A 26,311-nucleotide genomic window follows, 5' to 3' on the forward strand; every position below is an offset into this window, starting at 1 on the left:
ACCCAGGAGTACAGTCACCGCTGAACTTAGTTAGGTGACCGAGGCAACCACTCTTCGGCGCCTGACCCGCGTCGCCCCCAAGGGGCTTGACGGAGGTGGACCCCCCATGCAGATTTCCATCGACTTCGACAAATGCTGCGGAGCCGGGCAGTGCGTACTGGCGGCTCCGGAGGTCTTCGATCAGCGGGACGAGGACGGCATCGTGCTGCTGCTCGACGCCGATCCGCCGGCGGATCAGTACGAGAACGTGCGTCAGGCAGCCGCGGTGTGCCCGGCTGTCGCCATCCAGGTCCGACAGTGAGCACCTCGGCCCCGTCCCGGATCACTGTCGTGGGAGCCTCGGCGGCCGGCCTGAGCGTCGTGGAGGGACTGCGACGCGAGGGTTACACGGGCCGGCTGACACTGGTCGGCGAGGAGACGCACCTGCCCTACGACCGGCCGCCGCTGTCCAAGCAGTTGCTGTCCGGCGCGTGGGAGACCGGCCGGCTGCGGCTGCGGCCCCCCGGCGCCATCGAGGCCCTGGGCCTCGACCTGCGGCTCGGCGCCGCGGCGGTCGCCCTCGACACCGCCGCCGGTGAAGTCGCGCTGGCCGACGGCGAGGTGATCGGCCACGACGCCCTCGTGGTGGCCACAGGCACCCGGGCCCGCCGTCTGCCGGGCACCGAGCACATCGCCGGGGTGCATGTCCTGCGCACCCTGGAGGACGCCCTCGCGCTGCGTGCGGGCCTGGCCTCGAAGCCGCACCTGGTGGTCGTCGGAGGCGGCTTCGTCGGCGCCGAGGCCGCGTGCGCGGCCCGTGAGCTGGGCTGCGAGGTCACGCTGGTCACCGACACCGCCCAGCCCATGGGCGACGCGCTCGGCGACGAGCTGGGGGCCGTGCTCCGTACGGTCCACGCCGAGCACGGCGTACGCATGATGACCGGTGCCACGGTCGAACGGGTCCTCACGGCCGACGGCCGGGCCACCGGGGTCCGTCTCGCCGACGGCCGCTCCCTCGCCGCGGACGCCGTCCTGGTCGGCATCGGGGCGCGGCCCAACGTCGAGTGGCTCGCCGGCAGCGGTGTCCCGGTGTCGAACGGGGTGGTGTGCGACGCCACGCTGTACGCCGGTTCGGGGATCTGGGCGGCCGGGGATGTCGCCTCCTGGCCCCACCCGCGTACCGGCGAGCAGATACGTGTCGAGCACCGGACGAACGCCGCCGAGCAGGGTCTGGCCGTCGCCCGCAACCTCCTGGCCGGACCGGCTCCGGCGGTGCCCTTCGAGACGGTTCCGTACGTGTGGAGCGATCAGTACGACCTCAAGATCCAGATCTACGGCCGCACCCGGGGCGCCGACGAGGTGCGCATCGTCGAGGGCAGCCCGGCCGAGCGGAGACTGGTCGCCCTGTACGGCAGGAACGGCAGGGTCTGCGCGGCGGTCGGCGTCAACATGATGCGGGCCCTGCGGAGCTACCGCCCGCAGGTGGCCGGAGCGGCGGCCTTCGACGCGGGGAGGGCGGCATGAGCGACCGAAGCGAGCTCCGGGCCGGTGTGGTCGGCCTGGGCATGATCGGCGGCGGCGTGGCCGTCAGCCTGGCCCGCAGCGGGCGCGTTCCGGCGGTCCATGACATCCGGCCGGACGCCTCGGCGGGTCTGGCCGGTGTTCCCGATCCGCTGGGCTCCCCCGCCGAGGTGGCCGAGGCCGGCGACGTGGTGATGGTCGCGGTGGTCGACGCCGACCAGGCGCGGGAGGTGATCGGCGGGGAGAACGGTCTGCTCTCCGCCGCGCGGCCCGGCCTGACCGTCGTCCTGCTGGCCACCGTCGCCCTGCCGGTCGTCCACGAGCTGGGCGCCCTGTGCGCCCGGCACGGCGTGGGCTTCCTCGACTGCGGGGTGACACCCGGCGACAAGGCCGCCGAGAACGGCATGGTCGCCATCCTCGGCGGGGAACAGGCCACCGCGGACGCGGCGATGCCCGTACTGGACGACTGGGCCAGGAAGGTCGTGCGCTGCGGCCCGCTCGGCGCCGGCATGGCCACCAAGATCGCCCGCAACGTCATCACCTACGGCGGCTGGCGCACCGTGGCCGAGGCCGCCGCGCTGGCCCGCGCCGCCGGTGTGGACCCGGCGCGGCTCGCCGAGGTCATCGACACCGCCGACCCCGAGGGCCGCACCCTGCTGCAACTGCTGCGCATGCGGGGGCCCGACGGGGCCCTGCCCGAAGCCGTCGGCCGGCAGATCGAGCCCTTGATGACCAAGGACCTCGACGCGGCCCGCGACCTCGCCGCCACGCTCGGCGTCGACGTCCCCCTCGTGGAGGTGGCCCGCGCCCGGGCCCGCCGGACGCTGGAACTGGGTGAGGCCCCCTCCCCGGCCAGGAGTGATCCGCGCGGGTACGGCCTGGAGATGATGGACGAGGTCTACGGCCCCGGCTTCAGCGCCTCGGTCGAGGGTGGCGGCGACCCCTTCACCGACCAGACCGTCGACTACCTCTTCGCCCAGGTCTGGGGCCGCGAGGGGCTGTCCGTACGGGACCGCCGGCTGCTCACCCTCGGCGTCGCCGCCACCGTCGCCCGTCCGGAACTGATCCAGATCATCGCCAACGGCGCTCTGGTCAATGACGAGTTGAGCCCCGACCAGCTCCGTGAGGCCGTGCTGCACCTGGCCCTCTACACCGGCTGGTGCAAGGCCACCGCCACCCACGCGGGCGTCACGGCCGCCATCGACGCCCACACCACCCCTCAGCCCCCCACTGCGCAGGAGCACAAATGACCGAGCCCCTCATCGACCAGCCCGTCACCCGCGACCCTCACCGTCCTCTCGATCCGCCCACCGCCTACACGGAGCTGCGCGAGGACCAGCCCATCGTCAAGGTGCGTTTCCCCAACGGCTCGGCCGGCTGGCTGGTCACCCGCTTCGAGGAAGGCAGCCAGGTCTTCAGCGACCCGCGGCTGAGCGCGCGGCGTCCACGCCACGACACACCCGAGGGAGAGGTCGACGAGGCCGGTGAGGACGCGCCCTTCGACGCGGGGTTCGTGATGATGGACGAACCCGAGCACGGCGCGTACCGCCGGCTGCTCACCGGTCGCTTCACACCGAAGGCCGTGCGGAACAAGCTCCAGCCGTACATCGACAGGATCGTCGACGAGCATCTGGACGCCATCGCCGCGGGACCGGAGACCTTCGACTTCGTCGAGGCGATGGCGCTGCCCATCCCGTGCCTGGTGATCTGCGAACTGCTCGGCGTCCCTTACGAGGACCGCGACGGCTTCCACGAGGCGACCGTGGACCTGATGGACATGGGCAAGAGCCGCCAGGAGCGTGACAGGGGCGCCCACTGGCTGATCGACTACATCACCGGCCTGGTCGCCGAGAAGCGCCGCACCGGAGCCACGGACGGCATCCTCGCCGAGCTGATCAACAAGGCCGACGGGGACGACGCGATGCTGACCGAACGACAGCTGATCGGTCTCGGCGTGCTGCTGCTGTTCGCGGGGCACGACACCACGGCCGCCATGATGGGCCTGTCCACCCTCACCCTGCTCACCCACGACGAGCAGCGCGAGGAGCTGATGGAGCATCCCGAGAAGATCGGCACGGCGGTCGAGGAACTGCTGCGCTACCTGACCATCGTCCAGTTCGGGCTCGGCAGGGTGGCCAAGGAGGACCTGGAGATCGGCGGCGCGCGGATCAAGAAGGGCGAACTGGTCGTGGTCGCCATGAACGCCGCCAACCGTGACCCCCGCGCCTTCCAGGACCCGGACACCCTGGACATCGACCGCAGGATGGCCCGCCACATCGGCTTCGGCTACGGCGTCCACGCCTGCCTCGGGCAGAACGTCGCCCGCGCCGAGTTGAAGACCATCCTGCCCAAACTCTTCCAGCGCTTCCCCAACCTGCGGCTCGCCACCCCGCTGGAAGAGGTCCCCATGGACTTCACCGGCACCAACTACGGCGTACGCAAACTCATGGTCACCCGCTGACCACCGCCGCCCCGGAGCCGGACCGACCTCGCGCCGGTCCGGCTCCGGGGCGGGCCCGAACCGGCGGCAGCCTGAGTGAGTGTCACCGCGGTCCGCCCCGGACTCACGCACACCGGCTCGCCCCTGCGGGCCGAGTCGGGTGGCGACGCCGCGGCCGAGTGCGGCTGGTTCAGCGCCCTCGCCTGAGCCCCGCCGCTGTCCATGGACGCCGAGCGCGCGGCGCGGAGGATGGTGGACGCGGTCGCCCGGCGACATGCCCGCATCGTGCCCACTGCGCCCGCCAAGGCCGCCCGGCCCGCACACGGGATCGCCCCCGGTCTCACCACGCGTCGCACCGGCCTCACCGCGCGGCGACCGAAGTCGGAGCGAGCGCTGTCACACCATCCGCCAGGGGCATGTGTAGAGGGACCGCGAGGGGGCATGCGAGCTCCGGGAGTCAACACGACGAGAGGTGCCGACCGAGATGCTCGAACCCGACCCGAAGGTCCTGCGTACGCTCCTTGCGCGCTACGCGGAGGCGCGCTTCGCTCACGAGCGCGGCGGGAACGCACGCACTGCCAGGGACCTTGACGATGTCACCTACACGCTCTGTGTGACGACGGCGACGTCCACGATCGAGGAGGCCGTCGTCGCCGCGGACGCGGTCCTGGAAAGTGCGTGGAACGGCCTCGGACACCTCGCGGCCTCGACGCGGGTGGAGCTCTCCGCGTAACCGCGCGATCGCGTGATCGCCGTGACGAATCGCGCTTGCCCGCCGCGTGGTCAGGGGCGACCCGGTGCCGTTGCTGGCAAGCTGTGGCCGCCACCGACCGGCCCCTGCCTCGCTGCGGGCTGATCCTCCTCGACAGGAGCGTGCCAGGCTCCGCGACCCGGCCCCGCACGGTGGCGGCCACCCGAGAGAAGGGGAACCTGCCATGCCTCGCGCGGCGCTGTTCGATGTCGACGGAACACTGGTCGACAGCAATCATCTGCATGTGGTGACCTGGTGGGAAGCGCTGCGGCAGGCGGGCCGTACCGTGCCGATGGCCGACATCCACCGGGCCATCGGACTCGGCTCGGCGGATCTGCTGGCGCATTTGCTCGGCGACGACCGGGACAGCGGACAGGACGCGGCCATCGACGCCGCGCACACCACGCTCTACGCCACCTACTTCGACCGGCTGCGCGCCTTCGACGGCGCCGCCGACCTGCTCAGGACCCTCGCGGGGGACGGATGGCGCAATGTGCTCGCCACCTCGGCGGGCGAGGCCGAACTGGCCGCGATGCGCCGGGCCATCGACGCCGACGACGCGCTCACCGCCGAGGCTCGCGGCGACGAGGTGGACGCGGGCAAACCGGCGCCCGACCCCGTCGAGGAGGCCCTGCGACGGGCCGGCGTCAGCGCCCGGGACGCGGTGTTCGTCGGCGACTCGGTCTGGGACATGGAGGCGGCGTCCAAGGCCGGGGTCCGGGCGGTGGGCGTCCTGTCCGGAGGTCTTTCCCGCCCCGCTCTGGAGGCGGCGGGCGCCGATGTCGTGTACAAGGACGTCGAGGAGGTACTCGCGGACCTCGACGCGGGCCCGTTCCGCATCCGGTGAACGGGGGGACTCCCCTGACGGCGGCTGTTGCTTGAGACCGATCGATGTGCTGATCAGCGTCTGTACGACAGAACGGGCCGTCTCCCGCCCCGGCTCGACGGCGATCGCGGGAGTCGCTCGACACGGCCGGGGCCGCCGGAATCCTCACGTACAGAACGGTGGCACGGGGCGCCGCCACCCGGGCTCAGGTCCGGCCGGCCTCGTCCGGCGGCTCCTTTACCGGGCCGGAGACCGAGTGAGCCGGGTACCACGAGAAGTGGCCCCTCCACCATGTGGAGGGGCCACTTCCGCGTTGAGCGCCCGGCAGGCCTTGCACCTACATTTCCCGTCGGCAGACGGACGTCTTTCCTTGGACCACAGACGCGCGACTTCGTGTGCTGAACCGAAGTAACACGATGATCATACAACACTCTCGGGTCTCGGCGCTCCAGGCCGAATGAGCGTGCGCGAACGGGCCGTTGACGCGCGAAGGCCCCGAGCGCGTCGACGGGTCCGGAGGCCCGGCCGACCCTTACGGCCGCTCCGCCGGAACTGGCCGAAGCGCGGGCCAACGAGCGAGCATGCGTTGGCGCATGCCGGCCGAGAGGCCGCTCACGCCGCTGAGGGAGGCGTGAGCGGCGGTCATCCGGCTGACGACACCGAGCCGGTGGACGAGCCGTTGCCGGGCTGTCGCGGTCCCCCACTTCCAGTCCTGGTTCGGGACCCTGGCCAGGTGGTCGGTACGGTCGCGGTGTGCCCGTTGGACCAGGGCGTCCCCGCGGAGCAGCCAGCCGGCACACGCGTCGGCGAGGCCGCCTTGAATCTCCGTGCCGGTCGCCGCCCGCCACGCCGCGCGGTAAGCGCCCTCCGCCCGTTCCAGCAGGGGTTCCGACGCCGATGTGACACACCAACAGGTCGGGAAACCGATGCGGAGATAGGCCAGCTCCATCAAGCCGCTGCCCAGTGAGGCCTGTTCGAAGTCGATGAACTTGATCCCCGTGGCGGTGTGGAGGTCGTTTCCAGGACAGGGGTCCCCATGGAGAAGGGCGTGCCCCGGCGCCCGGTCGAGCCGGCTCACGAGGTCATCGAGTTCGTCCGCCGCACCGGGCGTGACCGGAACCCCCAGGGAGCCGGCCAGCCGCAGGAAGGACTCGACGTCGGCGTGGTTCGGGCCCTGCCACCGGGGAAGTACGCCAACGTCCTCCGGACGAGCCGTGGCGTGCAGCCGTGCCAACCCGCTCGCGTAGTCGACCATCCAGTCGGCGGCCGGACGTCGGTGGTCCAGATGCTCCAGCACCAGGACCCGCTCGCGGGGACCGGTGGCCAACAAGGTTGGTACCACGGGGGGCTGGGCCCGAGCGGCGAGCCGCAGGGCGGCCACTTCGCGTCCGTACCGCTCGTCGGCATCAGGACCGTCGACGATCTGCTTCACCACCGCCGTCACGCCGGGGAACTCGACGCGCCACACGCGTGAGCGGGGGCTGCTGTCCAGTCTGCGAGAGCGCCGGGGCTGCCCCAACTCAGGCCCCGACTCAGCCCGTAACGCGTCCCCCAACGGCAGTCGCCACCCCATCGGCCCATCCTTTCTCACGACGAACAAGGCTTCTGGTAAGCCGCGTTCGCGTCAAGGGTGTCTGCACCGGGTCGCGTCGGCGGACCCTCGCACCACACCCTCCGCACCACACTCTCCGGGCCACACCCTCGCGACCGTGTCCCCGGCGGGGCCCGAGGGGGGAGCCGGGGGCCGCGCGGCCACAGGACATCGGCGGCGGTGTGGTCACCGCTCGGGCGTGAGCCGCAGCGTGGTGGCTCTGGCCTGGTCGGCCACCATGGGCTCGACGTAGTCGGTGTAGTGCCCGTACTTGGCACGGTAGGCGGCGTCGATCCGATCGTTGACGTCCGCGTCGGTCACTTCGGTGAGAGTGACGTCCTTGCCCACACCTCCGGCGGTGACCTGCCCGGCGTGGGTGGAGCGAGCGGTGCGCCACCAGCCGCCCCGGGTTCCACGCCAGGAGCGCACGTACAGTTCGTCGCCGTCGCGGACCACCCAGATGGTGGTCGGCTGTCGGAGGCCGCCGTCGCCACGCCGGGGGGCGATGTGCAGTTCGTCGGCGGAGGCGATGCGGTTCAGCTCGTCGGTGTTCCAGGTGCTCATGGGCGAGATCCCTTCATGAGGTGCGGGTGACTGGTGGGGGGCTGTGCCTGCGCCGGTCCACTATCTCCCCGTTCTCAAGCCGCTCTCGCGTGCGGGAGGGCCGGACGGGTGGTACGGAACGGGTTCCACGCCCGCCTGCCGCCGGACCGGTGAGCGAGCGGTGTGAGGGGAACGGTGAGCGGTGTAGCGGTGTGCTGCCGGGGTGTACCGCACCCGGGCAGCACACGTCCTTGTCGGCGGTCTTCGACCTGTCCAGACTCGGTCGGGCAGAACAGACCCGCACCCATGGACGAGGGAAGTCCGTCGTGTCAGGGCACCCGGAGGGCGGCAACGCCGGCGTGGTCGGTGTGTGGTCGACGGCTCCGGGTTCACCGCGACGGGCGACATCCACGATGGCGCGCTCCAGCACGAGCATCTCGTGCTCCACCGAGAGGACAAGCAGGCATGACAGACACATCCAAGGTCGTGGCGGTCACCGGAGCGAGCAGCGGCATCGGTGAGGCGACCGCCCGCCGACTCGCCACCGACGGCCACCGCCTTCTCCTCGGGGCCCGGCGCACCGAACGTCTCGACGCGCTGGTCAAGGAGATCACCGCCGCAGGGGGCACCGCGGCGTTCCAGCGACTGGATGTCACGGATGCCGGCGATTTCCGGGCTTTCATGTCCGCTGCCCGCGCGCGTTACGGCCGCGTGGACGTGCTGGTCAACAACGCCGGAGTGATGCCGCTCTCGCCGCTGGAGGCGCTGAAGACCGACGAGTGGGACCGGATGATCGACGTGAACGTGCGGGGAGTCCTGCACGGCATCGCCGCCGCCCTGCCCGCGATGCGCGCTCAGGGCGGCGGGCACTTCGTGAACGTCGCCTCCGTCGGCGCGTACGAGGTCTCTCCCACCGCCGCCGTCTACTGCGCCACCAAATTCGCCGTCCGCGCGATCTCCGAAGGACTGCGCCAGGAGTCCACCGGGAACATCCGGGTCACCCTCGTATCGCCGGGCGTGACCGAGTCCGAACTCGCCGACTCCATCTCCGACCCCGCTGCCAGGGAGGCCATGAAGACCTACCGCGCCGTGGCACTGCCCGCCTCCGCCATCGCGGACGCCATCGCCTACGCCCTGTCCCAGCCTACGCAGGTCGACGTCAACGAAATCATCGTCCGTCCCGCCGCAAGCGCCCAATGACCCGCGGTGGCGCCACACATTGCGCACGATTCCGTCGATCACACCGGTCCTGAGCTGTACGAAGCGGTCCCCACTCGCCCGGCGTCGCGCGGTCGCCCCCGGAGAGGCGGACGAACCACGGCGGGCGCGTTGGGCCGGCAAGCGTAGAAGGCCGGATGGGTCGGCGCCTCGGCCGGCTCCTCCATGGTCGGCCCGTTGGCCGGAGCGCTCTTGCGTCGGTGGCCGCTCTGCTCGGTACGGTCCGGACCGGCCGGCGCCGTGACCGTGATCAGACCGCGGTCGCGGGGACGGCCATGGTGCTCGCTCACGGTCCGCCATCGCCCACTCGATCCGCCACGCCGCGCAGTCACTACCATGAGCGGCGGGGAGCGGGGACAAGTGACCACGGACTGGCCCATCTCCCCCACTCCCAGCACCGTACAGAGGCACCAAGCGGAGAACGGACCCCATGCACCCTTCCGTCGAACACCAGAACCTGCCCAGCGGGCCGGTCGACATCAGGCTGGTCGTCGCCGACATGGACGGCACCCTCCTGGACGACGCCGGAAACCCGCCCGAGCGGCTGGTCCGGGTGCTGTCTCTGCTCCGGGAGCGCGGCGTACTGTTCAGCCCGGCGAGCGGCCGTCAGTACGCCACCCTCGCTCGTCTCTTCAGCGGCGTCGACGACGGCATGATCTTCATCGCGGAGAACGGCACGCAGGTCATCCGTGACGGCAGGGAACTCGGCTCCGATCCCCTGGACCAGGCCGTGGCCGCCCGGCTCGTCAAGGCGGTGCGTCGCCTCGCCGACGGTGGCACCGACCTGGGTGTCGTGATCTGCGGTAAACACAGCGCCTATACCGAACGCACGGACGAAGCCTTCCTGGCCCAGGTCGCCAAGTACTACGCCGCCCACCGCACCGTCGAGGACGCCACCGTCATCGACGACGAGATCAACAAGGTGGCCCTCTTCGACTTCGGCTCAGCAGCCCACAACACCGCACCGGCTCTTGCCGAATTCGCCGCCACCCATCAGGTCGTCGTCTCCAGTGAGCACTGGATCGACGTGATGAACCGGACCGCCAACAAGGGCGCCGCGCTCCGGCGCGTCCAGCAGGACCTCGGCATCACCCCGGCGCAGACGCTGGTGTTCGGTGACTACCTCAACGACGTGGAGATGCTCGACGCCGCCGAGTGGTCCTTCGCCATGGCCAACGCGCACCCGGACGTCCTGGCCCGTGCCCGGTACGTGGCCCCCTCCAACAACGACGACGGCGTCCTGCGCACCGTGGAGCGGCTGCTGCGGCTGCCTAGCGCCGGCGACCGGGCTCGGGCCGGTTACGGGTGGCATGGAGAGAGCCGAGGATGTTGAGGGCCTCGGCACTGGGGCTGCCCGGTTCAGCGTGGTAGATGACGAGCTGCTGGCCCGGGGCGTCGCGCACGTCGAAAGCCTGGTAGGTGAGGGCGAGTTGGCCGACTTCGGGGTGGAGGACGCGCTTGGCGTCCTGGGTCTTGCCGCGCACGTTGTGGGCCTGCCAGAGGCGAGTGAAGTACGTGCTGTGCTCGGTGAGTTCGCGGACGAGTTGGCGCAGACGCGGGTTGTCCGGTTCGAAGCCGGCTGCTTGGCGCATGTTGGCCACGACAGCCTGGGCCCCTCGCTCCCAGTCCTGGTAGAAGGTGCGGCCCGCGGGGGCGAGGAAGGTCATGCGGGCCAGATTGTCCGCCGACTCGAACGGGGAGTGGAGGGCGTCGGCCAGCGCGTTGGTGGCAAGGAGATCCAAGGTCCGGTTGAGGACGAAAGCCGGGGTGTTCGGATAGCCATCCATCAACTGGCGCAGAGCCGGACCGACGTGCTCGGCGACAGGAGCGTAGGGCCGATCGCTCGGTACGGTCCCGGCCAGCCGGTACAGATGCGCGGCCTCCTCCGCGTCGAGCCGCAGTGTGCGGCTCAGGGCGTCGAGTACCTGGGGTGAAGGGTTGCGCTCGCGGCCCTGTTCCAGACGGGTGTAGTAGTCCGCGTTCATTCCGGCCAGGACGGCGACCTCCTCGCGGCGCAGCCCGGCGACGCGGCGCGTCCCGTGACTCGCTATGCCCACGTCCCCCGGCCGCAGGCCGGCACGGCGTGCCCGAAGGAAGTCACCCAGGTGGTTGTCATCGCCCATATGCCCAGGCTAACCGGGGCCTCGGAGGCTAGCCCGGGTGTGCTGTACCCAGGCAGCAGCCGTCCTGGCCGATCGCCTCCGAGCTGCGCAGACTCCATGGAACAGGACCGAATCACGGCACTCCGACGCGAGAGGGATCCGCCATGGACAGGACCAATGAAGACACGGATGTCGACGTGGTCGGGATGTGGGTGACCGCAGACGGTCACATCCGTCAGGAACTCCTGGCGAACGGCCGGTACGACGAGGCCCGAGGCGATCGCCCCAGCGCGTACACCGGCCGGTACACGGTGAAGGGCGGCCACGTGGACTACGTCGACGACACCGGGTTCACCGCCACGGGCGACATCCGGGACGGAGTGCTCTACCACGAGCACCTTGTCCTCCACCGGGAGCAGAAGTCACCGTGACGTGGTCCGCTCCGGTCAGCCGGGCGCGCGATGCCGGTACCTCATGCGCGCCCAGCCTCCTCGCTCCCCGGCATCACACGGCCGCCGCCGCGTCTCCGTCACTCCGGACGCGGCCGTGCCCCACTTCGCCGGCACGCCGCATGCCATGTCGGTGCCCCGGTCCCGCCCGCCCCGAACACGGCGGTCACGACCGGGGCCGCCGGTACCGCTACCGAGCGGGAGAGCAGGGAGCGCAGCAGGTGGGGGCCCGCTCGACACAGACGGTGACGGCGTCGGTGTTGTTGCCGGGGGCGGGGTCCCGCTCGTTGCCGGTGACGGTGGCGGTGTTGGTGACCGGGCCCGAGCGGGTGGCTTTGGCCCGCAGGACGAGGCTCGCGGTGGCACCCTCGGCGAGGCCGCCCACGGTCCACTGTCCGGTGGCCGGGGCGTAGGCGCCGGAGGAGGCTTCCGCGGACAGGAAGGTGAGGCCGTCGGGAAGCCGGTCGGTGACGACGACGCCGGTGGCCCCGTTCGGGCCCGAGTTGTGTACGGCGATGCGGTAGGTGACGGTCTGTCCGACGGTGACGGTGGTCGCGTCGGCCGCCTTCGCCACCGTCAGGTCGGCTGCCGGCCTGACCTCGGTGACCGCTTCGTCGGACGTGGCGCGCAGCGGCTCCGGCGCCGGACCGAGCCGGTTCTCGTAGGTGGCGGTTGCGGTGTTCACGACCTGCTTGCCGGCGCCGGCGAGGGTGATCGTCACCCGGTACTCCACCGTGGTCCCCGCCGGCAGGGTTTCGGTGTTCGGCAGGGTTCCCCCCTGCACGGCGGAGGCGCCGTTGCCGAGGCGGAAGAGGACCGTGTTCGCTGTGGGGTCGTAGGACGCCTGGTCGTCACCGCTCCGGTCGGTCTTCGGCCCGGCGTTGGGACCGTCGACGACGCGCAGGGAGCCGGGGAGATATGCCGTTCCCTCTGGGACGGTATCGGTCAGGGTCAGGCCGTCGGCACCGCCGCCGCCCTCGTTCCTGGCGGTGATGCGGTAGGTGATGACATCACCCACCTCCAACGGGCCCACGGGGACGGCGGACTTGGTGAGAGTCACCAGCGGGGCGGTGCCGAAGAAGATGCCGTCGAGGAAGTTGCCGATGCCTCGGTTGCCACCTGCTGCGGAGACGGAGCGGAATGCGAAGCGCGTCAGCGTCTGGCCGGCCGGGACGGTGTACGTACCCGTGTAGAAACCCCAGGACGTGTTGCCGTCGGTGAACTTACGCTGCTCGACCGCGGAGCCCGGCGCGCCGATGTCCAGCGCCATGGTGTCCTGCCCCTGGCGGCCCCGGTGGTACAGGCGCCAGTACAGCTTGGTCCCCGGAGTGGTGGGCAGATCCTGGTACAGCGTGGCGACCTCGTTCGCGTTGAGCTCCGCGAACTGGGCGCCCTCGGCCGACGGCACACCGAGGAAGCCCGACCGCCACAGCTCGATCATGTGGTCGGTGGCCGTGGTGCGCCAGCCCGGAACCCGTTTCGGCGCCTGCGTCTGCGAGGCGTCCGGCAGGATCTCGTAATCGGTGACGGCGGGCTGTTCGAAGCTGCCGTTGGCCAATGCGACCCGCAGTGGCACGGAAGGTGTGGACACTGTTCTCTCCCCTTTTGGTTTCGGCCTGTTGAGGCGTGCCGTCACACGACGTCACGGATGTGAGTCGTAGCGGCCCCGTGACCGATGGGAGCCGGGTTCCGCCGAATCCAGCGGCTCGCGAGGTGAATGTCCCTGCGGAGGCACTGACGTTGTGTGGCAGTGTCTCCGCCCTCCCCCTGTCCGGCTCCCACTGAGAGTTGTTGCCTCCGGCGCCCTCGACAACCCCCACAGTCGAAGCACTCGCCCACTGTCGCTCCCCCGGCGCACGACAGGTGCCCACACCGGCGACCGCGTTCGCCACCGGTTCACTCGTAGGTGGGGTTTACGGATCGGTTTTCACACCTCGGCAAGGGCCTTTCCGAACTGAGGGCCGGGGACGAACGAAAAGGCGGCCCGACCGCAACGGCGGCGGAAGAGACCACTTGTGCGAGCCTCGAAGTCCCCTGCCGTGCCTCGCGCCCGACGTGCGGAAGTCGGCAACCGAGCTGTCGACCTGTGCGGCCGCGGCTCACCCACGACCGGCCAAGGACAGGCGGACAAGGCGGATGCCGGCAACAACACCAGAGCGGGCTTCCTCCGCGACCGTCCGCGACGGTCCGCGATCAGCCCTGTGAGTCCGAGCCGTTGCGATCGAGTTCCGCTCGGATTTGGCTGAGCCACTCGGTGCCCAGCCGACGTCCGTCCGGAAGTTGGTCGCCTCGATCCCAGCGCCACGTTGTGATCATCGCCAGCACGAGGATCCTGCATGCGCGCAGCAAGTCCCGATCGACACCTGGATAGTGCTCGCCGACTTCTTCGGGCGCGTGGGCGAGGTCGAACTCAACAGGGCCACGGCAACACGTCTCAAGGTCTGTGAACAGCAGCCCGCTCTTCGTGGTGAGCACGTTGCCCGGGTGCGGCTCGCCGTGCAGCAGCTGCTCGGCGCCGCCGCGCTCGCCCGTCACGCGTCGCAGGGTCCGTAGAGTGTGGCCGAGCAGTTCCCGGTCCGCTTCGGCGAGCGCCGGAGTGTGGTCGCGGTTCGCCACGAGTTGTTGAGCCCGCTCGACTCGGTCCGTGAATCGCGGAGTCGGGACATCGATCCCGCGCATCCCGGCATGCAGCTGTTGGAGCGCGCCGGCGTAGTCGGCCGGTGAGATCTCGCGAGGTGTCACGGGTGCGTAGTAGGTCCATAGCGTGACCGTGAAGCCATCACGCTCGTGGACGCGTGGCTCCACCCGAGGCTCAAGAGCGGCCACAGGGCAGCCGGATTCGGCGAGCCGCTGAGCAAGCTCGACTTCGAACTGTGCGCCTTGATGTGCAACGGGTGCCACCCGGACCAGCACGTCACACGGCAGCAGACGCAGAGTGAGCCGGTTCGAGTCCTGGAGGACGATGGCGTCGTCGGCCGGCAGGCCGAGTGACGAGGCGACCGACAGGACCACGGCCACCGCCCGCGAGACCTCCGACGCCTGCATCGTCGCCCGGCCCCTCTCTCTTGAGCGCTGCCGCATCCGTCCGAGCGGTGCAGTCAGCGAACGCTACCAAGTGGTTGAGAAGGCCGTACTTGTCGCGCCGGTCAAGGCGCGGCTGAATCGGCGGTCTGCCTCTCGGGGTGCTCGGCCGACATCCGCACCGGCGTTCAGTGCCCGGCGTACGGGAGCCGGCGCGGTGGTGTCAGAGTGCGATCAGCCCCGCCGGTGTCTCCCGGAAGCCGCAGGCGTCGAAATAGAACGAGCGCAGATGCTCCTCGAAGTCGACATGAAGCCACTCGCACTTCGCGGCGCGGGCCTCCTCGACCGCGACGGTGACCAGCGCGGTGCCCACCCCGCTCGACCGACGGTGCCGGGCGACCACCGTGTCCAGAAGGAAGGCGTGAGCTCCGCCGTCCCAGACGACGTTGACGAAGCCGATCAGAGAGCCGTCCTCCCAGGCGCAGACCCAGCCGAGACTGTGGCGCTCAAGTCGTGCTCGCCAGTCGGTGGGGTCCGCCGGGGAGCCGAAGCCGTCGGCGTGCAACGCGTTGAGGGCCGCATTATCGAAGTCGCCCCGCCACTCATATGTGATCATCATGCCCGGATCCTAGGCCGAGTGCGTTGCGGGGGCGACCCGTTAAATCGCGCGCGGGGCTGCGGGTTACGCGGGTCCGGGGTCGGCATGCTCCGCCGGCTCTCCCGGGCGCCGGGTGATACGGCTCGGCGCCGGCCGATGCGCCGGGGCAGACCATCAGCGTTTCGGCCATCCGGCTCCACCAGCGCGCTCTTGCGGGACAAGGGCTCGGGGGCCTCACACCTTGGACCACCCGCGCCGCGCCCGGCCTCTCAGACCGGCCGAAAGACATGTGTTCGAAAACTGGGCGGTGTCGTTGAACTCCACGACACCGCCAGGACCTTCGGAGGGGAGCGACGTTGACAACGGCCGGACCACGCCGCGGCGCGCAGCAGGACACGAAAACAGTGCCGGGCAACGACAGAATCTCAGACGCGGAACGCGAGCTCTACGGGGGCCGCCTCCGCTACGACCAGTCCTATGTGCGGCACGAGGGGCCCCTGACCCGGCTGTCGTTCACCTATATGGCGGCCGCGCTGCCGCGCATGATGGGCATGGTGCTGCGTACCGGCTGGCAGACGGACCGCCGGGCGCTGGGCGGGGTCGTGGCCTCCCAGCTCGGGCAGGGGGTGACCGCCGCGTGGGGGCTTGTCGCCGTCAACGCGGTGCTCACGCGGCTGTTCGCGGAAGGCCCGACCGCGGACAAGCTCCACGACGCCCTGCCGTCACTGGTGGTGCTGGCCGTCACCGCGATGGGAGCGGCGCTGCTGTCGGCGTGGTCTACGGCGATGTCGGGCCGCTTGGAGCCGCAGGTGGAACGGGCGGTGTCCGCGCGGTACTACGCGGCCGTCACCCGCGTCGAGGTCGCGGCGACCGAGCGGCCGGAGGTTCAACGTGTCCTGGAGGCGGGGAGGTTCGGCACCGACTCGGCGCGCGGAATGCTGCGGCTGTCGGTGGGCGTGGGCAATGTGCTCATCGGGATGGTGGCGGCGGCGGTCGTGCTGGTGTCGCTGCACTGGACCTTGTTGCCGATGCTGCTGGCCATCGCCCTTCCCAAGGGGTGGGGGGCGATCCGTTCCGCGCGCCGCGACTACGTCTCGCGGCTGCACTGGGTCGACCACCGGCGGGCCATCGCCTCGCTGCTGGGCTATCTCACGCGGCCGCACGCGGCGGCCGAGATCCGGGTGCACGCGGCCGGAGCGAAACTTCTGGGCAGTTATGAGGAGATGTCCCGGCAGACGGAGGCCGAGCAGCGGCGGCTGGCCCGCGCGCAGGCGTCCACGGACCTGGTCGCCGGTGCCTTCGCCGGACTGGCGTCGCTGGCCTGCTACGGCGTGCTGTGGTGGCTGCTGGCGAGCGGCGGCCTGCCGCTCGCCGTGGGTGGCACCGCGGTCATCGCCATCCGTACGTCGACCGCGCGTCTGGCCTCCCTCGTCCAGCAGGTCAACCGTCTCTACGAGGAACTGCTGTTCCTCACCGACACCGAGACCGCCATCGAACTGGCCGCCGAGCACGCCATCCCGTCCGCCGGAACACCGCTGCCCCCGGACGTGGAGAGCGTGCGCGTGGACAACCTGTCGTTCACCTATCCCGGAGCGGCCGCTCCGGCGTTGAACGGGGTGAGCCTGTCGGTGCGCCGGGGCGAGGTGACGGCGCTGGTGGGCGCGAACGGATCCGGCAAGACGACCCTCACCAGGGTGCTCGCCGGGTTGATGCTGCCCACCGACGGGGACGTGTGGTGGGAGGACGGGAAGGGCGACCGGGTCGAGCTCCGCGACGCCGACCGGGCCCAGGTCTTCGCCATGGTGGGGCTGCTCGCGCAGGACTTCCCGCGCTGGGAGATGACCGCCGCCGCGAACGTCGCCATCGGCGCCGGCGACCGCGTCCGGGACATGGGCCGCGTCAAGGATGCCGCCCGAGCCGCGAACGTGCTCGACCTCGTGGAGAGTCTGCCGCACGGCTGGGACTCCATCGTGTTCAAGGGCTACGAGCGCGGTGTCCAGCTCTCCGGCGGACAGTGGCAGAAGCTGGGGACCGCACGGAGTCTGTACCGGGGAGCGCCGTTCCTGCTCGTCGACGAACCGACCTCCGCGCTCGACCCGCACGCCGAGATCGCCGCGTTCCAGGGACTGTGGTCCCTCGCCGAGCGGGGACACGCGGTCGTGCTCGTCACGCACCGCCTCGCCGCGACCGCGAACGCGGACCGCGTCTACGTCCTCGATCAGGGGCACCTGGCCGAAGAGGGCACGCACGACGAACTCATGGCCCGGCAGGGCGGTATCTACCAGAGCATGTTCACCGCCCAGGCCGCCCAGTACGGAATCACCACGTCGCCGAAGACCCCTGTGCCCGGCGCTCGGCGCGCGTCTCCGCCGGTCGCCGAGGATGTCTCGTGACACGACGGGCGGAGCCGTGTGCCCCGTCCGCTCCAGCGACGACGCTCCCTCCGCTCCCCCGTCCCCCACACACCGGGGCGCGGCCCGCGAGACCGGGCAGCCACGGCGCCGGGGGCGTGGAGGTTACGGGGTCACGCCTCGGCGGCCTCGGCGGTGGCGCATGCCGGGTGGCCCCAGCCGTCGGGGTTCTTGGCGATGGACTCACCCGCGGCATAGGAGCGCCCGCAGCGGCACCGGCCCGGGAACTTGGCGCTGAGCGTCCGCTTCGTGTTCCCCGGGGCGCGCCGCTTCGACGACGGCTTACCGGCCTTCGCCGCCCCACCGGAGGAGCCGCGGCTCCCCGCGGACCGCGCGGTGTCGGGTGCGGGCGGCGGCTGCGGAGAGCCGAGGGCGCTGCCGGCGGCCCGCTGGGTGATCGCGGCATCGCTGGCCGCCCGGTCGGCGAAGTCGTTGAAGCGGTCGCCGTCGACCTGGTGGGCGGGCACGTAGCGGAATTCCACGCTGCGGCCGGTGAGCAGGGCGTCGATGCGGGCGACCAGTTCCTGATTGGCGACGGGCTTGCCGGCGGCCGTCTTCCAGCCCTTGCGCTTCCAGCCGGGCAGCCAGGTCGTGACGGCCTTCATCGCGTACTGCGAATCCATCCGGACCTCCATCGCGACAGCGGGGTCCGTGGCCGTCAAGAGCCTCTCCAGAGCGGTGAGTTCGGCGACGTTGTTGGTTGCCGTGCCCAGCGGGCCCGCCTCCCACCGGGCTACCCCGGCCGCCTCCGCGTCGGCGACGACCCAGGCCCAGCCGGCGGGCCCGGGGTTTCCTTTCGACGCCCCGTCACACGCGGCGATCACACGTTCAGCCATGCCCCGGATTCTGCCAGGGCGCTGACACCCGGCGTACCGCGCCCCCACCGCGAGCCGCGGCCGAAGGGTCCCCCTCGCCCGCCCGGCGCGCGTCGAAGCGCCACGACCGCCGCCGCGCTGACCGCCCACGGACACCTTCCGCACCCGGCGGAACCGGACAGGCATGGCGTGCGTCCCGCCATCTTCAATATGAACGCAATGACAGGGCTGTGGGGCTTCGGCTCAGTTCTCTCTAGCATCGGCGGCGCCGCGCGACGCCGCGCGGACGAGATCGAGGAGAGCACTCCATGAACGACAGGCTGAGCAGGAGACGGCAGAACATCCGAGGGCGGTCGGGGCGCCGTCGAAGCCGGTTCGCGGCCGTGGCGACGGGCCTCGCGGGTGTCCTGGCCGCAACGGTCCTCGGCCCGCACGTCCCCGCCGTGGCGGCGGCCGGTCCGGGAGCCGTCGCCTGCCCGGCGAATCTGGTGGGGAAGGCCACGTGTTACACCGGACAGGACGGCAACGGCGCCCACTACGCGATCGCCGTTCCCAAGAAGTGGAACGGCTCGCTCGTCGTGCACGCCCACGGCGGCCCGGACCTCGGGGCGGAGTCCGACCCCGAGCGCAGCGTCGGTGACCTCGAACGCTGGTCGGTCATGGTGAACGAGGGGTACGCCTGGGCCGGGTCCTCCTACCGGCGCGGCGGATACGGCACCCGCATGGCGGCCGAGGACACGGAGAACGTACGCCGTCTGTTCGTGTCTCGGTTCGGCGGTCCGGCGAAGACCTATGTCCACGGCCAGTCGTGGGGCGGCAATGTGGCCGCCAAGGTGGTCGAGAGGTACGGCGCGGGAAAGCGCGGCCCCTACGCGGGCGCCCTGCTCACGAACGGTGTTCTGGGAGGCGGCTCCCGGGGCTACGACTACCGGGTGGACCTGCGGGTGGTCTACCAGTACTACTGCCAGAACCTCCCCCGCCCCTCCGAGCCCCCGTACCCGCTGTGGGAAGGACTGCGGGCGGGCTCGACGCTGACCGGCGCCGGGCTGCGGGCGCGACTTCAGGAGTGCACGGGCTACGCCGCCGCCCCGCGGGACCGCACCTCCCTCCAGCAGCGCAATCTGGACGACATCCTCGCCGTCACGCGCGTTCCGGAAAGGACCCTGGAGTCCCATCTGCGATTCTCCGTCTTCACCTTCCGGGACATCGTCCACAACCGGCTCGGCGGGCGCAATCCGTTCAGCAACCGGGGTGTCGTCTACTCCGGGTCCCACGACGACGACGCGCTCAACGCGGGCGTCGAGCGGTTCCGCGCCGATCCGACGGCGGTACGCGACCTGTCCTGGGACAGTGACATCACCGGTGACGTGCGGATCCCGGTCCTGACCCTGCACGCCATCGACGATCCCACGGCGTTCGTGGAACACGAGGCCGCCTACCGGGCCAGCCTGCGCGGCGCCCACCGCGACCGGTACCTGGTGCAGAGCTTCACCCGGGAGAGCGAGCACAGCGGGCTGAGCGACGCGGAGTACGCCAACTCCATCACCGCGCTGGACACTTGGGTGCGTACGGGCAGGAAACCCACGCCTCGTTCTCTCGCGGCCTCCTGCCTCTCCCACGACCGTGTGTACGGCACCGGCTGCTTCTACCAGCCCGATTTCGTCCCCGGGTCGTACGCGTCACGGGTCGAAGCGCGCCCCGGCGGCCTGCGCTGGCCGGTCCTGACGGCGGCGCGGGAGAGGGCGCTGGGCCGGATCGACGGGGTGGGCATCGCGCCCTGACAGGACGGTCAGGCCCGGCGCCGAAACAGGGGTTCCTCCTCCCACGTGCGTGGAGGAGGAACCCCTGTCCGGACGGGTCCCGACGCCGGCCGGCAGAGGCCGGCAAGCCGGCCGCCGAGTCACCCGCCCGACAGGGCGACGCGGCTCGGAGTGTCGCGGCTCGGAGCGTCGCGGGTCAGATCGTCGCTGTGTCGATCACGAAGCGGTAGCGCACGTCCGAGGCGAGCACACGCTCGTACGCCTCGTTGATCTGGCTGGCCTCGATCAGCTCGATCTCGGCACCGAGGGCGTGCTCGGCACAGAAGTCGAGCATCTCCTGGGTCTCGGCTATGCCGCCGATCATCGAACCGGCGAGGGTCTTGTTGCCGCCGATCAACGAGAACAGGTTGAGGGCCACGGGCTCCTCGGGGGCACCGACGTTCACCAGCGCGCCGCCCGTCCTGAGCAGGCTCAGGTACGCGCCGAAGTCGAGGGGCGCCGACACCGTGGAGACGATGATGTCGAAGGTGCCCGTCAGGTTCTCGAAGGTGGCCGGGTCGCTGGTGGCGTAGTAGTGGTCGGCGCCCAGCTTCAGGCCGTCGTCCTTCTTGCGCAGGGACTGGGAGAGGACCGTGACCTCGGCGCCGAGGGCGTGCGCGATCTTGACGGCCATGTGGCCGAGGCCGCCCAGGCCGACCACGGCGACTTTCTTGCCGGGTGCGGCGCCCCAGTGCTTGAGCGGGGAGTAGGTGGTGATGCCCGCGCAGAGCAGCGGCGCGGCCACGTCCAGTGCCAGCCCGTCCGGGACGCGGACGGTGAAGTTCTCGTCGACGACGACCTTCTGCGAGTAGCCGCCGTAGGTGGGCTCGCCGTCGTGGCCGACCGCGTTGTACGTGCCGATGTTCCCGCGTATGCAGTGCTGTTCCTGCCCGGCCTGGCAGTTCTCGCACTCGCGGCAGGAGTCGACCATGCAGCCGACGCCGACCCGGTCGCCGACCTTGAACTTCGTCACACCGGAACCGACCTCGGCGACGATTCCGGCGATCTCGTGACCGGGCACCATCGGGAAGATGGCCTCTCCCCAGCCTTCGCGGGCCTGGTGGATGTCGGAGTGGCAGATGCCCGCGAACTTGATGTCGATCAGTACGTCGGACTCGCCGACCGCACGGCGCTCGATGGTGGTGCGCTCCAGCGGGGCCTTGGCGCTGGGAACGGCGTATGCAGCAACAGTCGTGGTCATGTCCCCACCGTGCCTCCTCGCGTCGGATTCACCCAGGTCACCGCTTTGCGTACGTCCCGTGGTCCTACTACTGACGGGGTCAGGCTTCCGGTCGTACGACCGGGAATACTGGGAGGCATGAACGAGACCCCCGCCACGGACGACGGACAGACGGCCCGCCCCGACGGCCTCGACCGCCGGGCCGAGCTGAGCGAATTCCTGCGCACCCGGCGGGCTCGGCTCAAGCCGGAGGACGTGGGAATCCCCTCCCACGGGCGGCACAGGCGCGTGCCGGGACTGCGGCGCGAGGAGCTGTCACAGCTGGCCGGGGTCTCGGTGGCGTACTACACACGCCTGGAGCAGGGCAACGGGCGCAATGTGTCGGCGGAGGTACTCGACTCCATCGCGCGCGCCCTGCGCCTGACCGACGCCGAGCACGCGCACCTCACCCATCTCGCCAAGCCGAAGCAGCAGCGCAGGAAGTACCGGGTGCCCAGGCAGCAGCAGGTGCGGGTGGCGCTGCGGCAGCTGCTGGAGTCGATGGAGGGCATGCCCGCTTACATCGGCGGGGCGCGCTCGGAGATCCTCGCCTGGAACCGGATGGCGGCGGCGATGTTCGGCGACTGGGGCAAGCTGCCGCCCGCGGAGCGCAACTGGGCGCGGCTGACCTTCCTCTCCCCCGACTACCGCGAGCTGTTCCTGGACTGGGAGTCCAAGGCGTCCGACATGGTCAGCTATCTGCGGCTGTACGCGGGCCAGCACCCGCAGGACCCGGATCTGTCGACGCTCGTGGGTGAACTCTCCGTCCAGAGCGAGGAGTTCAGGCGGCTGTGGGCCACGCATGATGTGAAGGAGAAGGGCCACGGGGTGAAGCGGATGCGGCATCCGCTGGTCGGCGATCTCACCCTCTCGTACGAGACGCTGCATCTCCCGGACGATCACGAACAGTACCTGTGCGTGTACCACGCGGAGCCGGGTTCCGCTTCGGCGGAGGCGCTCCGCCTCCTCGCGAGCTGGGGTACGGACACGGTCCGGGCGGACAGCGGGACACCTCGCCGCTGAGTCCCGCCGCGCCCCCGGGGGTGTGGCGCGGAGGCACGAGGTGGCCGCGTGCGCACCGTATCCGGTGTGAGCGGGCGTACGACCACGCCGGATGTGCGGGCACCGTCATGTCACTTCCCCGGCAGCCGCTTCGCGATGTTCCGCACGGCGGTGGCCGCGAGCGATGTGGCGCTGCCGCACAGTTCACCGACCGACTGCGGGGAGTACACGGTCAGTTCGAGGAGTTCGATGGTGCGGTCGCCGGCGGAGTTCGTGTACGTCCGGTGCGGGGTCCGTACGACGCAGCTGTCGTCGCTGGACTCCTGCGGCGACAGATAACCCTTCGTCCCGGCGATCTCCGTCGGCCGGCCGTCGTCCGCGAGCGAGTTGTCCCTGCTGTACCGCACCAGGACCTCACTGTCGTCGTCGTCGCTGGACCATCCGCAGCTCCAGGAGCCGAAGCCGCGCCGCTGATTGCGCGCGTCGACGCCGGGGACCCGGCGGAGCGCGTCGGCGTCGAGCAGCGCGCAGGCGTCGACCGTGGACAGCGAGTTCGCGGCCGGCCGCGACGTGCGCCGGGGTACGGCGTCGTCGTCCAGCACACCGACCACCTGGTCGGTGGCGGCGTCGGCCAGTTCGCACAGGTCCGGTGCCGGCGAGCCGAGCCGTTTCCCGATGACCTGGATCTGTTGGCGATCGGCGGTCGCGATACCCCGTACGCAGGCGTCCCCGTCCCGCTCGAACGCGGCAATCACGAGGTCGCCGACCTTGCGGGTGGGCACACCGCTGTCGAATTCGGCGGGTTCCGCGTCGAGGCGGACCTGGGCGTCGGCGACCTCGACGCCGTCGTTCCGTACCAGAACGTCACACCTGTTGAACTCCCCGTACTCCGGAGTCAGCCGCGTGTCTCCGAAGCGGCTCAGCGCTGCGGCGTCGAGCAGCTTGCAGGGGTCCGCGCCGCTGGGGTCGCCGATGGCACCGGCCCGCCCCGCCGCCGAGGTCGCGGCGGGCTTCTCGTCGGCCGCGCCCGTCGCGCGCCCGCCGTCGCTCTCCCCGCCGCCGCGGACGACGAGGAACCCGGCCGTGACCGCCGCCGCCAGAAACAACGCCCCCATCGTGACCGCCAGCGAGCGGCGCCGACGGCGCACGGACCTCGGCAGCCGGAGCGCGAGAGACCGGAGGAGAGCGAAGACGCGAGGAGGCGGGAGGGGAGGCAGGGCCAGTGTGCGGCCGTCGTTCAGTTCGGCCCGGGTGTGCGGGGGCGGCGGGGCGGAGCGGGTCAGCAGACGCCGCGCCTCGGTGGCGGCGGGGCGGCGCCGGGGGTCCACCTCCAGCAACGCGGTCAGCGGAGCGCTGAGCGGGCCGGCCCGCTCCGCCGTCTCGATGTGGTCCTCGATGGCTCGGGCCAGGTATGCGAGGGGAGTCCCGGCCTCCCCGTAGGGCGACCGCCCCTCGACCGCCGCGAACAGGCTGGCCCCCAGGGAGAACACGTCGGCCTTCTCATCCGCCGGCCGGCCCTTGGCCACCTCGGGTGCGAGGTACTTGGGCTTGCCGCGCACCGTGCCCGAAACCGTCTGTGTCCGCGTATCGTCGCTCCACAGCGCCCGCGCGATCCCGAAATCCATCAGCCGGGCGACGCCGTCGTCGGTCACGAGAATGTTCTCCGGCGTGACGTCGCCGTGCACCACACCCTCGGCATGGGACTTCGCCAGCGCGGCCGCGATCTGACAACCGACCGATCCGGCGTATTCGGGCATGAGGAGTCCGCTCTCGGCCACTGCCTGGGCGAGACTGCGCGAGGGCACGAACTCCATCACGATCCAGCAGGCCGTCTCCTCCTCGACGAAGTCGAAGACGGGCACGATGTTCGGGTGATGCAGCCGAGCGGCGAGCCGCGCCTCCTTCTTGAGCCGTTTCGCCGCCTCGCTGTCGTCCGGGCGCGCGCACTTGACCGCGACGTGCCGCTTCAGCGTCTCGTCCCATGCCTGCCAGACGACGCCCATCCCTCCTCTGCCGATGAGTTTCCGCAGGAGGTAGCGGTCGTCGACCTTGTATCCGGCCTCGGGCGTCACCGGCACCGTTCACTCCTCGTCCCCGACACCACACACGTGGTTGCCTGCAGTGACGGAGTGTACGCAGCGGGAACTCAACGGCGGGCTGTTTCCCCGGACTTCGTCCGCAGCCCGCCCCTGGTCCCGGCTCCCGGCCTCCGTACCTGTGTCCGTGGCCGCACCCGCGCCCGCACAGCGCGTTGACGCAGGAGCGGCCCCGCACCGCTTCGGTCACCCCACCGGCCCTGGAGCCGATGGGGTGGTCGCCGGGTTATTCGCGGATGGCGCGGCGGCGGGCCAGCAGGACCGCTCCGGCGCCGAGCCCTGCCACCGCGATCGCCGATCCCGCGAGAGGCAGGACCGATCCGGAACCGGTGTTCGCGAGACCGCCCTCGACGGTCGTGGCCGAACCCGGGTCGCCCGTCGTCGTGGCGTCGCCGCCCGTCGAACCGCCGGTGCTGTCCGAGTCTCCCGTCGTCGAGGAGCCGGAGCCGCCCGTGGTGGCGGTGGGGGTGGGCTCGCCGGACCCGGCCGAGGAGCCGCCGGATGTCGCCGCACCGCCGGTCGAGGAACCGCCGGCCGAGGAGCCTGCGGAGGTCGAGCCGGCGCCGGTCACGTCGAGCGTGATCTCGGCCTTGTCGTTGGACGCGACCTTGTCGAACGGCCGGGCGGAGCCGGCGAGCGCCACCGTTCCCTTGGCACCGGCCACCTTCTTGTCGATCCGCACCTTGAACGTGTACGACGTGCCGTCGCCCTCATCGATCCACGACTGGCTCGTGCCGCACGCGTAGCCGCCCGCGGGCCGCTTGTCGCAGTACCCGTCGCCCTTGGTGACCGTGGTGCCGGCAGGGAGGTCGATCAGCACCTCGGTGGCGGACACGCCGAGGTCCCGCAGTACCCAGCCCGGTCCGGCGTTGGTGAACTCGACCTTCAGATCGACGGTGTCCCCGACGTCACCCTTCAACTCCGCACCGGAGACCTGGAAGTCGGCGGTGTTGTCCGCGGTCACCGCTATGTCGGCAGCGTCCCCGTCCTCGCTCCCACCGGTCGCCGGGGTGTCGTCCGGCCGCTCCACCAGCTCGACGGCGGGGCCGGTCCCGCGCACCGGGTCCGAGGCGTTCTCCTCCGGCCCACCGAAGGCGGGCACCACGGCCACCCGGAGCCGGTCGTACAGGGCGTGGTCGGCGGCCTTCAGTGTCAGGGGCTTCGCCGGCGCGTAGACGGCACCGGGCTTGACGGTCTGGTCGAATTCGCAGACCGCCTCGGACTTGCTGGGCGCCTCGTCGTACGAAGGGACCTCGTAGCGAAGGCAGTTGGACGGAAGCTCGGTGTGGCTCAGGCCGCGCGTCACGCTGTACGACAGGTAGACCTTGCTCAGCGCCTCGCTGCCCGTGTTGGTGAAGGTGGCCGGCACCTCGACGCTGCTGCCGGGCTTGACTCCGTCGATCGGGTCGAACGCGCCGAGGGCGATTCCCGTGGTGGGGTCGGCGGCGGTGGCAGGAGCGGCGCCCAGCGCGAGCAGCGCGACAGCGCCGACCGCACCGGCGGTCCTTTTGAGCGTACGGCGGCCGGAGGGGGTCTGGACCATGTGGGGATCATCCTCGGTGAAACGTCGACGACGGGATGGTGAACTACGGGGGAATGGGCTCCCCGAAGGTCAGACGCCGCTGTTTTCCGGACGGTTGTACCCGGGGAAGGCCCGTTTCTGTTTCTCCACATGCGGTACCGGACAACTCCCTTTTCCGCGTACCGCCTCCACCGGATCGTCGGCTTGCCACCGCGTCGGTCCTGCACCGCGAGGGGCGGAAAGCCCCTGCCGGGGCGGCCTCTGACCGCTCCCGAGGGGCCCGACCGGCCCCGACCGGCGCCACCGGCCGGGGGGGGGGGGGGGGGGGGGGGGGGGGGGGGGGGGGGGGGGGGGGGGGGGGGGGGGGGGGGGGGGCGGCGGCGGGGGCGGCGGGGGAGCGCGCGCGGC

At 71.1% G+C, this 26,311-nt stretch carries 22 protein-coding genes and 1 pseudogene; 13 read left to right on the forward strand and 10 right to left on the reverse strand.

Features of this window, described 5'->3' with window-relative positions:
- Positions 1–106 precede the first annotated feature (106 nt).
- From ACFY6S_RS01360 to ACFY6S_RS01385, 6 genes are all read left to right on the forward strand, one after another.
- On the forward strand, positions 107–301 hold the full coding sequence (locus ACFY6S_RS01360) for a ferredoxin (protein ID WP_388830284.1): 195 nt from the start codon (positions 107–109) through the stop codon (positions 299–301).
- Entirely contained in the window at positions 268–1,503 is a 1,236-nt protein-coding gene (locus ACFY6S_RS01365) for an NAD(P)/FAD-dependent oxidoreductase (RefSeq protein WP_388830287.1), read from the forward strand. Before ACFY6S_RS01360 ends, ACFY6S_RS01365 begins: the two co-directional genes overlap by 34 nt.
- Positions 1,500–2,750 carry an NAD(P)-binding domain-containing protein gene (locus ACFY6S_RS01370; protein WP_388830290.1) on the forward strand — a complete coding sequence of 417 codons (1,251 nt, stop codon included), beginning with the start codon at positions 1,500–1,502 and terminating at the stop codon, positions 2,748–2,750. The genes ACFY6S_RS01365 and ACFY6S_RS01370 overlap by 4 nt, the downstream gene beginning before the upstream one ends.
- Positions 2,747–3,961, forward strand: a complete 1,215-nt coding sequence (locus tag ACFY6S_RS01375) for a cytochrome P450 (RefSeq protein ID WP_388830293.1) — start codon at positions 2,747–2,749, stop codon at positions 3,959–3,961. Before ACFY6S_RS01370 ends, ACFY6S_RS01375 begins: the two co-directional genes overlap by 4 nt.
- A gap of 463 nt (positions 3,962–4,424) precedes the next feature.
- Complete coding sequence (locus ACFY6S_RS01380; RefSeq protein WP_388830296.1) at positions 4,425–4,673, forward strand: DUF5133 domain-containing protein; 249 nt, start codon at positions 4,425–4,427, stop codon at positions 4,671–4,673.
- A 202-nt stretch (positions 4,674–4,875) separates the two neighbouring features.
- Positions 4,876–5,538, forward strand: a complete 663-nt coding sequence (locus tag ACFY6S_RS01385) for an HAD family hydrolase (RefSeq protein WP_388830299.1) — start codon at positions 4,876–4,878, stop codon at positions 5,536–5,538.
- A gap of 511 nt (positions 5,539–6,049) precedes the next feature.
- On the opposite strand, the gene ACFY6S_RS01390 is transcribed toward ACFY6S_RS01385, so the two are convergent.
- Positions 6,050–7,090: a phosphotransferase family protein gene (locus ACFY6S_RS01390; protein WP_388830461.1), complete on the reverse strand. Its 1,041-nt coding sequence runs from the start codon at positions 7,088–7,090 to the stop codon at positions 6,050–6,052.
- Between the two features lie 204 nt (positions 7,091–7,294).
- Positions 7,295–7,672, reverse strand: a complete 378-nt coding sequence (locus ACFY6S_RS01395; protein ID WP_388830464.1) for a DUF2255 family protein — start codon at positions 7,670–7,672, stop codon at positions 7,295–7,297.
- Positions 7,673–8,024: 352 nt separating this feature from the next.
- On the opposite strand from ACFY6S_RS01395, the pseudogene ACFY6S_RS01400 reads away from it, so the two are divergent.
- The 3 genes and pseudogenes from ACFY6S_RS01400 to ACFY6S_RS01410 form a co-directional block, all read left to right on the forward strand.
- A pseudogene (locus ACFY6S_RS01400) lies at positions 8,025–8,120 on the forward strand (Atu4866 domain-containing protein); the annotation flags it as partial.
- Positions 8,117–8,851 (forward strand): SDR family oxidoreductase, encoded by a 735-nt coding sequence (locus tag ACFY6S_RS01405; RefSeq protein WP_388830467.1) that lies wholly within the window; start codon positions 8,117–8,119, stop codon positions 8,849–8,851. The pseudogene ACFY6S_RS01400 and the gene ACFY6S_RS01405, both read left to right, overlap by 4 nt.
- A gap of 448 nt (positions 8,852–9,299) precedes the next feature.
- Positions 9,300–10,202: a Cof-type HAD-IIB family hydrolase gene (locus tag ACFY6S_RS01410; protein ID WP_388830470.1), complete on the forward strand. Its 903-nt coding sequence runs from the start codon at positions 9,300–9,302 to the stop codon at positions 10,200–10,202.
- Here ACFY6S_RS01410 and ACFY6S_RS01415 read toward each other — a convergent pair.
- Positions 10,141–10,992, reverse strand: a complete 852-nt coding sequence (locus tag ACFY6S_RS01415; RefSeq protein ID WP_388830473.1) for a helix-turn-helix transcriptional regulator — start codon at positions 10,990–10,992, stop codon at positions 10,141–10,143. The two genes, ACFY6S_RS01410 and ACFY6S_RS01415, sit on opposite strands and share 62 nt — an antisense overlap.
- Positions 10,993–11,135: 143 nt before the next feature.
- On the opposite strand from ACFY6S_RS01415, the gene ACFY6S_RS01420 reads away from it, so the two are divergent.
- Positions 11,136–11,402 (forward strand): Atu4866 domain-containing protein, encoded by a 267-nt coding sequence (locus ACFY6S_RS01420; protein WP_388830476.1) that lies wholly within the window; start codon positions 11,136–11,138, stop codon positions 11,400–11,402.
- A gap of 208 nt (positions 11,403–11,610) precedes the next feature.
- Here ACFY6S_RS01420 and ACFY6S_RS01425 read toward each other — a convergent pair whose 3' ends face one another.
- The 3 genes from ACFY6S_RS01425 to ACFY6S_RS01435 form a co-directional block, all read right to left on the reverse strand.
- Positions 11,611–13,011 (reverse strand): hypothetical protein, encoded by a 1,401-nt coding sequence (locus ACFY6S_RS01425; RefSeq protein WP_388830479.1) that lies wholly within the window; start codon positions 13,009–13,011, stop codon positions 11,611–11,613.
- 602 nt (positions 13,012–13,613) lie between these two features.
- Positions 13,614–14,465, reverse strand: a complete 852-nt coding sequence (locus tag ACFY6S_RS01430) for a phosphotransferase enzyme family protein (protein ID WP_388830482.1) — start codon at positions 14,463–14,465, stop codon at positions 13,614–13,616.
- Positions 14,466–14,664: 199 nt separating this feature from the next.
- Entirely contained in the window at positions 14,665–15,060 is a 396-nt protein-coding gene (locus ACFY6S_RS01435; protein WP_388830485.1) for a GNAT family N-acetyltransferase, read from the reverse strand.
- A 383-nt stretch (positions 15,061–15,443) separates the two neighbouring features.
- Between ACFY6S_RS01435 and ACFY6S_RS01440 the strand changes: the two genes are divergently transcribed.
- The gene (locus tag ACFY6S_RS01440; RefSeq protein ID WP_388830488.1) at positions 15,444–17,432 is read left to right on the forward strand and encodes an ABC transporter ATP-binding protein; all 1,989 of its coding nucleotides are present in this window, start codon (positions 15,444–15,446) and stop codon (positions 17,430–17,432) included.
- A 131-nt stretch (positions 17,433–17,563) separates the two neighbouring features.
- Here the strand turns inward: ACFY6S_RS01440 and ACFY6S_RS01445 are convergent, their stop codons facing one another.
- Positions 17,564–18,286 carry a ribonuclease H gene (locus ACFY6S_RS01445; RefSeq protein WP_388830491.1) on the reverse strand — a complete coding sequence of 241 codons (723 nt, stop codon included), beginning with the start codon at positions 18,284–18,286 and terminating at the stop codon, positions 17,564–17,566.
- Between the two features lie 287 nt (positions 18,287–18,573).
- Between ACFY6S_RS01445 and ACFY6S_RS01450 the strand changes: the two genes are divergently transcribed.
- Entirely contained in the window at positions 18,574–20,046 is a 1,473-nt protein-coding gene (locus ACFY6S_RS01450) for a hypothetical protein (protein WP_388830494.1), read from the forward strand.
- A 175-nt stretch (positions 20,047–20,221) separates the two neighbouring features.
- Here ACFY6S_RS01450 and ACFY6S_RS01455 read toward each other — a convergent pair whose 3' ends face one another.
- Complete coding sequence (locus ACFY6S_RS01455) at positions 20,222–21,265, reverse strand: NAD(P)-dependent alcohol dehydrogenase (protein ID WP_388830497.1); 1,044 nt, start codon at positions 21,263–21,265, stop codon at positions 20,222–20,224.
- Positions 21,266–21,382: 117 nt separating this feature from the next.
- Between ACFY6S_RS01455 and ACFY6S_RS01460 the strand changes: the two genes are divergently transcribed.
- The gene (locus tag ACFY6S_RS01460; protein ID WP_388830500.1) at positions 21,383–22,306 is read left to right on the forward strand and encodes a helix-turn-helix domain-containing protein; all 924 of its coding nucleotides are present in this window, start codon (positions 21,383–21,385) and stop codon (positions 22,304–22,306) included.
- A 110-nt stretch (positions 22,307–22,416) separates the two neighbouring features.
- On the opposite strand, the gene ACFY6S_RS01465 is transcribed toward ACFY6S_RS01460, so the two are convergent.
- Together ACFY6S_RS01465 and ACFY6S_RS01470 are read right to left on the reverse strand one after the other, a co-directional pair.
- Complete coding sequence (locus ACFY6S_RS01465; protein ID WP_388830503.1) at positions 22,417–24,363, reverse strand: serine/threonine-protein kinase; 1,947 nt, start codon at positions 24,361–24,363, stop codon at positions 22,417–22,419.
- A 244-nt stretch (positions 24,364–24,607) separates the two neighbouring features.
- Positions 24,608–25,924, reverse strand: a complete 1,317-nt coding sequence (locus ACFY6S_RS01470; protein WP_388830506.1) for a hypothetical protein — start codon at positions 25,922–25,924, stop codon at positions 24,608–24,610.
- Positions 25,925–26,311 lie beyond the last annotated feature (387 nt).

The sequence above is a fragment of the Streptomyces sp. NPDC012835 genome (assembly GCF_042900885.1).
Taxonomy (GTDB): Bacteria; Actinomycetota; Actinomycetes; order Streptomycetales; family Streptomycetaceae; genus Streptomyces.

What these genes read in the sequence shown, in the direction of transcription:
- ACFY6S_RS01360 (WP_388830284.1), top strand. Translation starts at nt 107, where the DNA reads ATGCAGATTTCCATCGACTTCGACAAATGCTGCGGAGCCGGGCAGTGC.
- ACFY6S_RS01370 (WP_388830290.1), top strand. Translation starts at nt 1,500, where the DNA reads ATGAGCGACCGAAGCGAGCTCCGGGCCGGTGTGGTCGGCCTGGGCATG.
- ACFY6S_RS01375 (WP_388830293.1), top strand. Translation starts at nt 2,747, where the DNA reads ATGACCGAGCCCCTCATCGACCAGCCCGTCACCCGCGACCCTCACCGT.
- ACFY6S_RS01380 (WP_388830296.1), top strand. Translation starts at nt 4,425, where the DNA reads ATGCTCGAACCCGACCCGAAGGTCCTGCGTACGCTCCTTGCGCGCTAC.
- ACFY6S_RS01385 (WP_388830299.1), top strand. Translation starts at nt 4,876, where the DNA reads ATGCCTCGCGCGGCGCTGTTCGATGTCGACGGAACACTGGTCGACAGC.
- ACFY6S_RS01390 (WP_388830461.1), bottom strand. Translation starts at nt 7,090, where the DNA reads ATGGGGTGGCGACTGCCGTTGGGGGACGCGTTACGGGCTGAGTCGGGG.
- ACFY6S_RS01395 (WP_388830464.1), bottom strand. Translation starts at nt 7,672, where the DNA reads ATGAGCACCTGGAACACCGACGAGCTGAACCGCATCGCCTCCGCCGAC.
- ACFY6S_RS01405 (WP_388830467.1), top strand. Translation starts at nt 8,117, where the DNA reads ATGACAGACACATCCAAGGTCGTGGCGGTCACCGGAGCGAGCAGCGGC.
- ACFY6S_RS01410 (WP_388830470.1), top strand. Translation starts at nt 9,300, where the DNA reads ATGCACCCTTCCGTCGAACACCAGAACCTGCCCAGCGGGCCGGTCGAC.
- ACFY6S_RS01415 (WP_388830473.1), bottom strand. Translation starts at nt 10,992, where the DNA reads ATGGGCGATGACAACCACCTGGGTGACTTCCTTCGGGCACGCCGTGCC.
- ACFY6S_RS01420 (WP_388830476.1), top strand. Translation starts at nt 11,136, where the DNA reads ATGGACAGGACCAATGAAGACACGGATGTCGACGTGGTCGGGATGTGG.
- ACFY6S_RS01430 (WP_388830482.1), bottom strand. Translation starts at nt 14,465, where the DNA reads ATGCAGGCGTCGGAGGTCTCGCGGGCGGTGGCCGTGGTCCTGTCGGTC.
- ACFY6S_RS01435 (WP_388830485.1), bottom strand. Translation starts at nt 15,060, where the DNA reads ATGATGATCACATATGAGTGGCGGGGCGACTTCGATAATGCGGCCCTC.
- ACFY6S_RS01445 (WP_388830491.1), bottom strand. Translation starts at nt 18,286, where the DNA reads ATGGCTGAACGTGTGATCGCCGCGTGTGACGGGGCGTCGAAAGGAAAC.
- ACFY6S_RS01450 (WP_388830494.1), top strand. Translation starts at nt 18,574, where the DNA reads ATGAACGACAGGCTGAGCAGGAGACGGCAGAACATCCGAGGGCGGTCG.
- ACFY6S_RS01455 (WP_388830497.1), bottom strand. Translation starts at nt 21,265, where the DNA reads ATGACCACGACTGTTGCTGCATACGCCGTTCCCAGCGCCAAGGCCCCG.
- ACFY6S_RS01460 (WP_388830500.1), top strand. Translation starts at nt 21,383, where the DNA reads ATGAACGAGACCCCCGCCACGGACGACGGACAGACGGCCCGCCCCGAC.
- ACFY6S_RS01470 (WP_388830506.1), bottom strand. Translation starts at nt 25,924, where the DNA reads ATGGTCCAGACCCCCTCCGGCCGCCGTACGCTCAAAAGGACCGCCGGT.